The sequence below is a fragment of the Streptomyces sp. NBC_01233 genome, assembly GCF_035989305.1.
Lineage (GTDB): Bacteria > Actinomycetota > Actinomycetes > Streptomycetales > Streptomycetaceae > Streptomyces.
Genome location: NZ_CP108514.1, coordinates 8278965 through 8289951, shown reverse-complemented (window position 1 = coordinate 8289951; position 10987 = coordinate 8278965). Strand labels below are relative to the sequence as shown.

General features: G+C 73.7%; 12 protein-coding genes. All 12 read right to left on the bottom strand.

Annotated features, from left to right (window positions below; translation table 11 throughout):
* Nucleotides 1-2 precede the first annotated feature (2 nt).
* Nucleotides 3-344 carry a hypothetical protein gene (locus OG332_RS38740; protein ID WP_327417821.1) on the bottom strand — a complete coding sequence of 114 codons (342 nt, stop codon included), beginning with the start codon at nucleotides 342-344 and terminating at the stop codon, nucleotides 3-5.
* Nucleotides 345-354: 10 nt separating this feature from the next.
* Nucleotides 355-894, bottom strand: coding sequence for a phage baseplate assembly protein V (locus OG332_RS38735; RefSeq protein ID WP_327417820.1), 540 nt, complete (start codon nucleotides 892-894; stop codon nucleotides 355-357).
* Complete coding sequence (locus OG332_RS38730) at nucleotides 891-2012, bottom strand: hypothetical protein (RefSeq protein WP_327417819.1); 1122 nt, start codon at nucleotides 2010-2012, stop codon at nucleotides 891-893. Before OG332_RS38730 ends, OG332_RS38735 begins: the two co-directional genes overlap by 4 nt.
* Entirely contained in the window at nucleotides 2009-2335 is a 327-nt protein-coding gene (locus OG332_RS38725; protein ID WP_327417818.1) for a LysM domain-containing protein, read from the bottom strand. Before OG332_RS38725 ends, OG332_RS38730 begins: the two co-directional genes overlap by 4 nt.
* A 44-nt stretch (nucleotides 2336-2379) precedes the next feature.
* Nucleotides 2380-3033 carry a hypothetical protein gene (locus OG332_RS38720; RefSeq protein ID WP_327417817.1) on the bottom strand — a complete coding sequence of 218 codons (654 nt, stop codon included), beginning with the start codon at nucleotides 3031-3033 and terminating at the stop codon, nucleotides 2380-2382.
* A 92-nt stretch (nucleotides 3034-3125) separates the two neighbouring features.
* On the bottom strand, nucleotides 3126-3377 hold the full coding sequence (locus OG332_RS38715) for a hypothetical protein (protein ID WP_327417816.1): 252 nt from the start codon (nucleotides 3375-3377) through the stop codon (nucleotides 3126-3128).
* On the bottom strand, nucleotides 3374-5521 hold the full coding sequence (locus tag OG332_RS38710) for an ATP-binding protein (protein ID WP_327417815.1): 2148 nt from the start codon (nucleotides 5519-5521) through the stop codon (nucleotides 3374-3376). The genes OG332_RS38715 and OG332_RS38710 overlap by 4 nt, the downstream gene beginning before the upstream one ends.
* Nucleotides 5518-6714 carry a DUF4255 domain-containing protein gene (locus OG332_RS38705; RefSeq protein ID WP_327417814.1) on the bottom strand — a complete coding sequence of 399 codons (1197 nt, stop codon included), beginning with the start codon at nucleotides 6712-6714 and terminating at the stop codon, nucleotides 5518-5520. Before OG332_RS38705 ends, OG332_RS38710 begins: the two co-directional genes overlap by 4 nt.
* Entirely contained in the window at nucleotides 6711-6911 is a 201-nt protein-coding gene (locus OG332_RS38700) for a hypothetical protein (RefSeq protein ID WP_327417813.1), read from the bottom strand. Before OG332_RS38700 ends, OG332_RS38705 begins: the two co-directional genes overlap by 4 nt.
* Before the next feature lie 737 nt (nucleotides 6912-7648).
* Nucleotides 7649-8431: a hypothetical protein gene (locus OG332_RS38695; RefSeq protein ID WP_327417812.1), complete on the bottom strand. Its 783-nt coding sequence runs from the start codon at nucleotides 8429-8431 to the stop codon at nucleotides 7649-7651.
* Between the two features lie 4 nt (nucleotides 8432-8435).
* Nucleotides 8436-8960, bottom strand: coding sequence for a phage tail protein (locus OG332_RS38690; RefSeq protein WP_327417811.1), 525 nt, complete (start codon nucleotides 8958-8960; stop codon nucleotides 8436-8438).
* Between the two features lie 14 nt (nucleotides 8961-8974).
* Nucleotides 8975-10711, bottom strand: coding sequence for a phage tail sheath family protein (locus tag OG332_RS38685; protein WP_327417810.1), 1737 nt, complete (start codon nucleotides 10709-10711; stop codon nucleotides 8975-8977).
* Nucleotides 10712-10987: the final 276 nt, after the last annotated feature.

The window sequence follows — 10987 nt, the reverse complement described above, 5'->3', positions numbered from 1 at the left end:
GCTCACATCCCCCACACGCGGATCTGGGCGGCCTGCACGAGGGGCGGCACAGGTGGCGCGGAATTGCTCAGCCCGGCGCCGGGGGACGGCGGCGGGGTGGGCTGGAGCAGGGCGGGCAGCCCGTTCACGAACACCCGGCCGGCCACGCCCAGCCACTGGATCGTGGTGCAGGGCGGGGCGGTCCCGGTCAGGAGGCAGCCGGTGACGAGGAAGGTGTCCGCGGTGGTGGCGACCGGTTGCGCCATGACCAGCACCCGCTGCTGGACGGGCACCGGGATGTTCGCCAGTCCCGGCGGATGGGCGCAGGTCATGGTCGCCCCGAAGTGGAACAGCAGTCCCGGCATCCCGTACTCCTCACTGCACCATCAGGGCGCCGTCGTTGACGATGACCTGCTTGCCCATGAGCCTGATGCTGGCCAGGCCGGGACCGCAGGACAGCTCGATGCCCTTTTCGTCGATCTTGATGAACGGCCCGGCGGGGCCGTGGAGTTGCAGGGTGATGCCGCCCAGCGGAGCGCTCTGGTCGCTGATCACCAGTGCGTTCTGGCTCGGAGTCGCCAGGACGATCTGCGGGATGCCGGGCGCGGTGAGCTTGGCGGCCGGGGGGACGTCGGCCGGACCGCCGCGCCAGAAGCCGAGGTAGACGCCCCGTTCGAGGTCGCCGCCCAGGAACTTCACCCACACCCCGGACTCGGGAGTCGGGACGACGTACATCCCGTAGCCCGGACCGGCGAGCGGGGTGAGCGGTTCCACCCAGAAGCTGGGAGAGTTGCCGAGCACCTCGGGCACGCGCACCAGGAGCCGGCCGCACTGGGTCGGGTCCACGTTGGAGACGACCACGCCCTGGTAGAGGCCGTCCCATCGCTTTGTCGCGGCGGGGGCGGTCTTGGTCATGGGATCACCACCGGTGTGTTGGAGACGAGTCCGTCCCGGCTGAGCTGGAAGCTCTGTTTGTACTCCCCGCGCCGGATGTCATGGGTGACACTGCGCACGTAGTACACCCCGTCGTACGCGAGCCCGGCGCCCCGGACACCGACCAGGTGGCGCGCGCTGAGCACGTGCCCGTAGCGCAGTACGTCGAGCTTGCCGCTGCCGCTGATCGCGTCCGCGGAAGCGGAGGTGCGGCTGAGCCCCAGCAGCAGGGCCTCGGGGATCGTGCGGCCGGTCAGGTCGGGCACCGGCTTCTCGCGCATGGCGATCGCCGGCCGGAGGGCCAGGGGCGGGCGGAGCAGGCTGACGTCCGGTACCGGCAGCTGGAACGTGATCTTGGTGTTGGGTTCGGTGAGGGGGATCGTGTACTGGGTCCGACTGAGCCCGTCGTAGCCGAAGGTGAGCGACTCGACGTTGGTCGCGGCCCCCGAGTCGACGGTGAGTGCGGGCTGGAGGATTCCGGCGCGCACTTCGGGGCCCCAGTAGGCGATGCTGAGGCCTGGCACGGGCCCCGGTTCGAGGAAGAAGACGTAACCCGCGTCGGTCGCCATGCCCCGCAGGTACTCGAGATCGGTGCACGACTGGACGGGGATCTTCTTCGTGGGATCCGGGAGGTTGCTGATCACCGTGGGCACGGCGGCCGGGATGATGCCGTACTCGGCGTAGCGGGCGCACACGGCCATCGCCCGCAGGTTGAACGGCAGGCCGGGGTACGGATGCTGGGCGTGTTTCAGGTCCATCAGGACCGTGAGGTCCTCGCCGGTCAGCGTGAGCTGCGAAGTTCCGGGCGAGGTACCGGGGTTGAGCTCTTGCCTTGTGACCACGCCGTCCGTCAGCACATGCGGGACGCCGCCGACCACCGCGACCACGATCACCCTGGTCTTCGGGTCGAGGGCCCCCGAGGGCAGCAGCACCTGCATCACCGGCGAACGCTTGGCGACGGCGAAGGTCAGCTGGAAACCGCTGGCCGATCCGCTGGAGCTGGTGACCTGGACGGACTGCAGGGCGTCCAGCAGCACGGCCGGGGCGGGCGCGGCCACCACCCGGCCCATGAGCAGCATCAGCCGCAGGTTCGCACTCATGAGGTGGCGGCTCCGGTGACCGGGATGCCGGGCAGCCCGGCGGGGAGGGTGATGCGCAGGCGCCGGCCCGCGGTGGCGGTGAGGTCGTCGGGCCGCAGCACCCGGTGGGCGTCGGCGATCCGCCAGTCCTGGTCCGGATCGCCGAAGTGCCGGGCGGCGATCAGGTCCAGCCGGTCGCCGCCCACCACGACGTGCTCGCCGAGCGGTGCGAGCTCGTCGGGCTGCGGCAGGAAGCGGCGGCGCACGTAGGTGACGGTCCGCCCGTCCGGCGCCGTCCAGGTCGCGGTCGCGAGGGCGTGGTACCGGCTGGTGGGCTCGAACATCCGCTGCCTTTCTCGGGTTTTCGGGGTGGCGTCCGGGGAGGGGGCTAGAGGGCGGTCAGGCCCACCGCCTCAGGCCCCCCGGTGCCGACGAGGTCGGCGAATCGCTCCTTGGTCTGCTGGTAGCGCAGGTACAGGACGCCCGCCTTGTGCCGGAAGCCGACGTCGTCGACGGTGAGGGTGCGCATGGAGAGCCCCACCTTGGCCCGGATCGGGTTGAGTTCGCCGTCGTACGCCTCCTCGGTGACGGTCAGGTCGACGATGCGCACGGGGACCACCCGCCGGGTGCCGAGCACCAGCACGGTCAGCGGCGCCTCCATCGGCGCGATCTCGATCATCCCGGCCGAGGCGAGGCTCTCTTCTTCGAGCAGCTGCGCGCTGGGCGGGTACACGGCGCTCTCCAGCGCCGCCAGCGCCCCGAACAATCCGGTCCGCCCCACCTCCGAGGACCGGCACCCCATCGGGTCGAGCTGGTCGGCCGCGTCGAACTCGGCGTCGAGCTTGAACGTCTCCTTCGGCGGCCCCTTGAGCCGCAGCGCCTCCAACCGCGCCCCCGCCTCGTCCCCGACCCCCTGCGCGGTGAGCGTCCGGGTCACCGTGTCCGGGTTGTACTGGAACGGCACGACACGCAGCACCCGCCCCTGCTCGGGATCGAGGAACACGATGCCGCCACGCAGCGCGGCGGGGGTGACGGGAGCCATCAGGCGTTCTCCGCTCGGGTCGAGGGGGCGTCAAGGCTGGGACGGGGCGGCGGGGGGCGGCGTGGCGGCGGTGCTCCGCGGGGCCCTCGTGCTCACCGGGCGGCCCCCGTCGGGCGGGTCAGGCCGTCGTGGACGGCTCCTGCGAGGGCGTGGCCGAAGGCCGTGGGGTCGGGGGGTGCGGGGAGGGTCGGGGGCGTGAGGCGGTGGGTGTGGTGGGGGATCGTGGGTGGGGTCTGGGCGAGGAGGTCGCCCAGGCGGGAGGTGAGGGCGGCGCGCACGGCCGGGGCGTCCGCGGGGGCGACGCCTTCCAGCACGATCCGGCCGATGTGCAGCTCGATCCTCACAGGCCCGCCCCCTTCGGCACCGGGTCCGGCCAGGTCAGCTCGTGTTCCGGCACCGGTGTCTCCGTCTTGCGCAGTTCCGCCCGTACGGCCGCCAGGACGGCCGGCATCGCGATCGCGGTGCCCGCCGCGGCGGCGGCGAAGGCGGCGTTGAGCGCGATGTTGCGGATCATGCCGCCGCTGAGCGGCAGGGCGGCCAGCCGGTCCGGGTCCAGCGGCTCGACGGGTGCGGTCGCTGGGAAGGCGCGCGCCCACATCTCGCGGCGCTCCCCGACCCCGGGGAACGCGAACGGAACGATGAACCGCAGCCGGCGCAGGAACGCCGTGTCCAGCGCCCGGCGCTGGTTGGTGGCGAGGATCGCCAGCCCCCGGTACGCCTCCATCTGCTGAAGCAGGTAGCTGACTTCGATGTTGGCGTACCGGTCGTGGGAGTCCTTGACCTCGCTGCGCTTGCCGAACAGGGCGTCGGCCTCGTCGAAGAAGAGGATCGCCCCGCCCGGCTCGGCGGCGTCGAACAGCCGCCGTAGGTTCTTCTCCGTCTCGCCGATGTACTTGCTCACCGCGGCCGACAGATCCACGCGGTACAGGTCGAGTCCCAGGTGCCCGGCGAGCACTTCGGCAGCCATGGTCTTGCCGGTGCCGCTGGGCCCGGTGAACAGGGCGCTGATGCCCAGCCCCCGGCTGACCCGCTCCCCGAAGCCCCACCGGTCGTGGACGGTGGCCCGCTGTGCCACCTGGTCGGCGATCTGCCGGAGCAGGGCCGTCTCCTCCTCCGGCAGCACGATGTCCTCCCAGCCGACGCGGGAGTCCAGCCGCTGCGCCAGGGAGCCGAGTCGCGGCCGGGTGCGCACCAGGCAGCCGCGCCAGGCCTGTTCGGGGTCGCCGCCGGCCTCGGTGGCCACCTCGTGGATGGCGGACAGGTCCAGGGTGAACTGTCCGGCCAGCCGGTCCGCTTCCGCCGGCGGCAGGACGGTGCCCCAGGCCGCGGCGCGCTCCAGGGCCGGCGGGGGCGCCACCTCGACGGCAACCGTCGGCGCGGGTACGTCGACCCGGGCCTCGCGGGTGGCCACGAAGCGGGGGCCGCCGCTGCGTTCGAGGAACCGGGCGACCTGTCCGGTCCGCTCGGGGGCCTCGCCGGCGGCCGGAGCGTCGTCCGCGTCGAGGTAGAGCGCGAGCGGCGCCAGCCGGGCCTCGCGCTGCCACAGGCGGGCGAGGGCGTCGAGCTCCTCGGCCGGGTCGGGGAGCAGCCGGGCCGGCAGCCCGTACAGCAGCAGGCCGCAGTCGGCGGCGGACTGCTCGGCCACCGTCCGCTTGCTCTCCCGGTCCGTGCCCAGCAGCTGGATCACCGGCAGGCCGTCGGCCGCGCCGGCCCCCGGGTCGAGCCAGTGGCCGAGGGCTTCCGCCACTGCCGCGTGCCGGGCGGCCGCCGGCCGGAGGCCGGTGTCCGCCGGGGCGGACCGGAGGGGGGTCAGGAGGGCGTGCAGGCGTACGTCGAGGTGGTCGAGGCCCTTGAGGTGGTTGACGATCCGCTCGTCGGCCCGCAGGGGGCTGGTCACCAGCGGCTGTCCGGGCGCCCGGTCGATGTCCACGAGCCGCCAGTAGCGCAGCCCCCGGTACGGGGACAGCACGTCCCAGGCCGGGTCGGGGAAGAGGGACAGGGCGAGGGCGAAGGTGGGGTGGGGGGCGAGCGGATTGCCCTGGGCCCGGGCGTACAGGTCGGCGATGCCGGGGGCGAACTCCGGTGCGGCGCATAGCAGGAGGGTGTCGCGTTCGAACGGGGAGAGGCCGAGCAGGTCGCCCAGGCCGACGAGCGCCGGGGGGTGCGCGTACGCCGACGGGGGCGCGTTCGACGACGGGCGCGGGGGCAGGTCGTCGGCGGTACCGGTGGGTGCTGTGGTCCCTTCGGATGCCGCGGCCCGGGTCGGGGCGGCGTCCGGGCCCCCGGCAGGGGTGGCTGTGGCGTCCGGATCCGCGGCCGGGTCCGGATGCGCGCCCGGGTCCGGATGCGCGGCCCCTTCGGCGGGTGAGCCGGCGGCCGCTGCAATGCGTTCACGCAGGAGGGCGCGCAGGCGGGCCAGGGACTCGGCCAGGTGCCGGTCGTTGTGTTCCTCCCACTCGCCCAGCGCTGTCGAGGAGTCGGCCCTCATGCCACCACCACCACCGCATCGGCCGGGAACTCCGGGCGCCCCGCCGCGTCGACGGCGGGCAGGCTCTCGACGTCGTCGACCCGCAGTCGCAGGGCGTGCCGACCGGGCCGGGCGTCCCGCCAGCGGAACCGCAGCCGGTCCGTCGTGTTCGCAAAGGCGTCCTCGGGGTCCAACGGCCTGTCTCCCACGATCAGTTGGACCCGCTGGCCGGGGTGGACCGGCGGGGCACAGCGCACCTCGAGCCGTGCCGATCCGTCGGCGCCGAGCTCCGCCGTCAGCGGCAGCGGTTCGGTGAGGCGCGGCGCGACGCCCACCTGCAGTGCCCGGGTGGCCTGTTGGGTGCCGTCTGCCGAGGTGAGCACCACCGCTGCGGACCAGGTTCCCGCGGCCAGGTCCTCGGGGAGTTCGAAGCGGGCCTCGGTGGCGCCGGCCTCTTGCGCGGGGCGGTCCACCGGTCCGCCCAGCAGCGGGTGGGTGAGGCGCAGCAGGGCGTCCCCGCCGTCGAACCGGGTTCCGGTGAGGGTCAGCGTGCCGCCGGGCCGCACGATCCCCGGGACCACGGCCGTCAGCGTCGGCAGCGCACCGGCGGTGTTCGCGGCCGCCTCGGGGCCCCGGTCCTGGTCCCCGCGCCCCAGCACGGGAAGGGGTGCCCGGCCGGGCAGCGAGCTGTCGATCAGCACGATGCGCGCCTCGTAGGCCACCGAGGTGCGGTACTGGCTCTGGAAGGCGGTCCACAGCTTGGAGATGTCGTCGGTCGACACGGCGACCGGGGTGATCCGCACCGCCTCCGGCTGGAGGTGCAGATCGCTGAAGGGCGCCGCCCGTCTGATCTCCTCCGGCCCCAGCTCGGCGTGGTCGTGCAGCGCGAGCATGGCGGCGCCGAGGATGCGGTGGGCCGTGGACTCCTGGGCGTCGCCGCTGGCGTACGGGGTGAGGAGGTAGTGCAGGACCAGGGGCAGCGCCGGTCGCCCGGTCTCGCCGGGGCGCGTGCCGACGGGGTCGAGATTGCTCCAGCTCCCGTCGACGGAGGCCCGGTACAAGAAGACGTTGAGGGCGGCGGTGGGCCGGTCGGCGGTGACCTCGTCGGGCGGGCGCGCGATGACCACGGCGCCGGGCACCTGGCGGCCGACGGCCCCCTGGAGGATCGCCCGCAGGGTGTCCGTCACGGCGGCCACGGCGAAGCTGTCGCTCACGACCGCCCCTTGAGGTATTCGTCGAGGCCGAGCCGCGGCTGCCGGCGCGGGGTGCGCGCGGGGGCCGCCGGCTGCGGGGCGGCCCGGACTTCGAGCCGGTCGATGGTGATGCGCACGACCGGCTCCGCGGCCTCGGCCGGCGCCCCGTACGGCCCGGCCGCCGGGCGGGGCGGCCCGCCGGGCAGGGTGGTGCGCACCGGGCGCACGGGGTGCCCCGGATGCCCTGGTGGTGCCGTCGGGAGTACGGGGTACGCGGGGGCCGGGCGGGCGGCGGACGGCGGGAGGGGCCCCGGGGCGGCGTCGGGCCGCGGCAACTCCCCTGTATAAAGCGGGAGTTGGGCAACCGGCGCGGCAGCCGGTGCCACGGGAGCCGGGCCGGCCGGCGGCGAGCGGTGCACCGCGCCCGGCGGCCGGGCGTCGGAGGGGCCGACGGCGGCGGGCGCGGACTCGGCCGTCGGGCCGGCCACCCGCTCGGCGGTACGGGGTGCTGGACGCCCCGCGCCCGGCGGCCGGGCGTCGGAGGGGCCGACGGCGGCGGGCGCGGACTCGGCCGTCGGGCCGGCCACCCGCTCGGCAGAACGGGGTGCTGGACGCCCCGCGCCCGCTGCCGTGCCCCGCTCCTGCGGCGCGTCCCCGGCGGACGGGGCCGCCCGCCGGGAGGCGGCCGCGGGGTCCCGGACCGGGGGGCCTGCGTGGTCTTCCGTGCCTTCGGGCGGTGCGAGGGGAAGGGGTGGCGGAGGCGGGGCCGCCGGGGGCAGCGCGTGCGGGGCCGGGTGCGGAGCCTCGTACGGCAGGGCCGGTGCCGTCTCCTCCTCCGTCACCGGAAGGGGTTCGTCCGGGGCCTGGAGCCGTGTCGCACCCGGGTCGAACAGGGTCGGCAGCTGGGGGCGCAGCCGGGGGCCCGGCGCGCCGAGCAGCCTGCCCACGAAGTCGCTCATCCGGTCGCCGCCTCCAGGTAGTACCGCCGTCGGACCGGACTCGCCCCCAGGACATCGGCCTCCGTCCACCCGTACGCACGGGCGAGCAGGTGCACCTCGTGGAGCAGTCGACGGGCGTAGGCCTCAACCTCGGCCCACAGGTATCCGGCGAGGTCGAAGGCCGCCGTCCAGCCGTGGCGGCAGTACGGGCAGGTGAGCGCCACCGCGGTGTCGGCCCCCGGGTCGAGGGCGCCCAGCCGCTCGGCCACCGCTTCGAGCACCGCATCGTTCGGCCCTTCGGGGGCCGGCGGTACGGCGCCCAGCACGCACCGGCACAGCAGGGCCCGGCGCGCCCCGGGCGCGCCGGGGTCGACGGCCAGCAGGTCTCCCCCGGTCAGGGCGCGGTAGGTCACCTCGTGCCCGTCGACGCGGACGCGGCCGGTGGCGGGTGCCCCGCCGGGCGGGGCGGTGCGGTCGCCGGGCGGGCGCAGCTCGGCGGTGGTGAGGGTGACATCGAGCTGCTCGGCACAGTGCGGGCAGTCGGCGACGCACGGAAGCGCCGTACCGAAGCAGCGTTCGCGCAGGTCGAGCAGGAGTGCGTTGCGGGCGGCCAGGGTGCGTTCGGCCACGGGCCGCGGGTCCGGCTGCGCCCCGGACTGCGGCCCCGGCTGCCCGTTCCCGGCCGGCCCGGGCAGCGCCGCCGCGGCAGCAGCGAGCAGCAGGGCGCGGGCCGGCGGTTCCTGTCCGTTGCCCGTCTCCCAGATGTCCAGGAGCCGGGCTTCGGTCAGTTCGGCCGTCACCGGGTCATCCCGAAGCCGTGTCACTGAACTGCGTCAGCTGCGGCGGCTCGGTACGCTCGCGCACCCAGCCGTGGTGTTCGAGCTTGATGTGCTCGAACGCGACCGCGTTGGCGTTGGCGTCGAGGTCCGGCAGTGCCTGGTACTCCGAGACCCAGCAGTCGTGCACGGAGTACGAGAGCACCTTCTGGCCGCCTTCGTCGAACACGTCGACGATGAGGTCCCGCCGGAAGTCCTTCAGCGAGGTCTCCAGCGATCCGGTGGCGTTGCGGAAGCTCCAGACCCGGTTGGCCCACTCCTCGAAGACGGGGTCGGTGGTGCAGCCCCGCTCCAGGGTGACGGGCTCGTACTCGGTACGGCCCGGGAGCTTGCGGCTGGTGCCGGGGCTGCCGCCGTCGCGGTGTTTGATCACCTCGGTGGTCCGCTTGAGGCCGCTGACTTTGCTGACCCCGGCGATGTACTCGGTGGACCCGCTGAACTTCACCCGGAACCGGAAATTCTTGAAGGGGTCCCTGCGCGTGATGTCCGGCATCGGACGTCCTCCTGCTAGGTCTGGATCTGGCCGGCGAGCTGCTCGATGTGGATGATCACGAACTCGGCCGGCTTCAGCGGTGCGAAGCCGACCTGGATGTTGACGATGCCCCGGTCGATGTCGTTCTGCGGGTTGTTCTCCCGGTCGCACTTGACGAGGTACGCCTCGTCGGGGGTGCGCCCCTGGAACGCGCCCTCGCGGAACAGGGAGTTCATGAACGCCCCGACGTTCAGCCGGATCGACGACCACAGGGGTTCGTCGTTGGGCTCGAACACCACCCACTGGGTGCCGCGGAACAGGCTCTCCTCCACGAAGAGCGCGAGGCGGCGGACGGGCAGGTACTTCCACTCGTCGGCGAGCCGGTCCGCACCGCGCAGGGTGCGCGCGCCCCAGGCCACCGGCCCCACCAGGGGGAGCTGACGAAGGCAGTTGACACCGAGCGGGTTCAGCAGCCCGTTCTCTCGGTCGGTGAGCACCGTGGTGAGCCCGGTGACTCCGGCGAGCGAGGCGTCCGTGCCGGCCGCCGCCTTCCAGACCCCACGCTGGGCATCGGTACGGGCCAGCACGCCGGCCATGACGCCGCAGGGCGGGAAGGCCCTGATCTTGCCGTCCTGGAGGGGGTCGGGGGCCAGGACTTCGGGGAAGTAGAGGGCGGCGTTCTTGGCGGGGTCGCCGGGGAGCACGGGGTCGTTGAGAGCGAGATCCTTGACAGCGGAGGCAGTCAGGCCGTTCCACTCTTTCGGCGGATCGACGAGGAGGATCGCGCGCCGTTCGACGCACAGCTGCAGGGCGTCGGGCAGGACCTTTTCCGGGGCCCCCGGCAGGCACAGCAGGTTGAAGATGTCCGTCTTGAGGAGCGCGTGGATGCCGGTCTGCTCGGCGGCGTTGCCCCGGTAGTCCTTCAGGGCAGGGTCGTCGTCGGAGGTCGCTCGCATCGGTCCCGGCTCCTCGTAGACAATGAACGTCTTCGGCTCGCCGCCCCGCTCGTTCCTGTTGCCGCGGCCCCTGTTGCCACGGCCGTTCCCGGCGCCCTCCTCTTCCTCCTCCTCGCCCTCTTCGCCTTCGGCCTCGCCGTGCGGCTCCTCGGGCTTGCCCTCGTCGTCGTCGGGCTTCGCCGGCACCACCTCACGCGGGCCTGCCAGGAGATCGTCGGACGAGTCCTTCGGGGTGCCGTGTTCGAGCGGTCGTTCGCCTGTTCCGGCCTGGTCGACTCGGACCAGCCGGGACTCGCTGAGCACCTTCGTCAGGTTGTAGGGGCTGTCCGGGTCGGAGCTGATGTTGGTGTAGCTCTCCTGCACACCGGTCCCCATGTCCCGGACGGTCAGGTTGTACAAGGACTTGTCCTGCGTGGGGATGTTGTCGTGGTCGACGCGGACCCGCAGGTTCTTCGCCCAGATTCCCCCACTCGCGGCCTTGAGGATGGGGCGGTTGTCGTCATCGCTCGGGGCCTTCGCGCCGACCCGGACCCTCGCCCTTTCAGTGTTCTCGGCGACCAGCCGGACGATCTCGGCGTCGGTGCCGCCGTTCAGGAAGAACTGGTAGACGGCGTGGCCCATCTCGCCGTTCGCATCGAGCCCACCGAACTGGGCCTCGTAGTCGGCCCAGCCGGTGATGTGCACGGGTCTGCCGGACGGGCCGCGCGGGGCCAGCCCGACGAATGCGGCCACCGACGTCGGAACGCCGGTGATGGTTCGCACCCGGCTCTTGACTTCATGGATGTAGACGCCGGGGAACGAGACGTTCACAGGCATGGGCAGCCCTCTCTCCAGCTGTCGGCGCGGGTTCCGGGACGGGAACGACGGGCGCCCAGCACCATAGGCAGACAGAGCGGTCCGCGTGCGGCCGCCGCTCCGCCGACCCCCGTTCGACTGCCCCGTACGGCGTACGACGCGATGAGGCGCCCAGGCCGACCGGTCCCCGCGCGAGCGGCCGGGCCGGAACCCACGGTCCTCGCGCGGGCCGCCCCCGGTGCAGCCGTCAGGCCCGGCCACCCGGCACGGCGCGGTTGCGGGCCCCCGGGCGGCGGG

Bases quoted from the DNA above. Each gene is read 5' to 3' on its own strand.
- OG332_RS38740 (WP_327417821.1), bottom strand. From the start codon at position 344: ATGCCGGGACTGCTGTTCCACTTCGGGGCGACCATGACCTGCGCCCAT.
- OG332_RS38735 (WP_327417820.1), bottom strand. From the start codon at position 894: ATGACCAAGACCGCCCCCGCCGCGACAAAGCGATGGGACGGCCTCTAC.
- OG332_RS38730 (WP_327417819.1), bottom strand. From the start codon at position 2,012: ATGAGTGCGAACCTGCGGCTGATGCTGCTCATGGGCCGGGTGGTGGCC.
- OG332_RS38725 (WP_327417818.1), bottom strand. From the start codon at position 2,335: ATGTTCGAGCCCACCAGCCGGTACCACGCCCTCGCGACCGCGACCTGG.
- OG332_RS38720 (WP_327417817.1), bottom strand. From the start codon at position 3,033: ATGGCTCCCGTCACCCCCGCCGCGCTGCGTGGCGGCATCGTGTTCCTC.
- OG332_RS38710 (WP_327417815.1), bottom strand. From the start codon at position 5,521: ATGAGGGCCGACTCCTCGACAGCGCTGGGCGAGTGGGAGGAACACAAC.
- OG332_RS38690 (WP_327417811.1), bottom strand. From the start codon at position 8,960: ATGCCGGACATCACGCGCAGGGACCCCTTCAAGAATTTCCGGTTCCGG.
- OG332_RS38685 (WP_327417810.1), bottom strand. From the start codon at position 10,711: ATGCCTGTGAACGTCTCGTTCCCCGGCGTCTACATCCATGAAGTCAAG.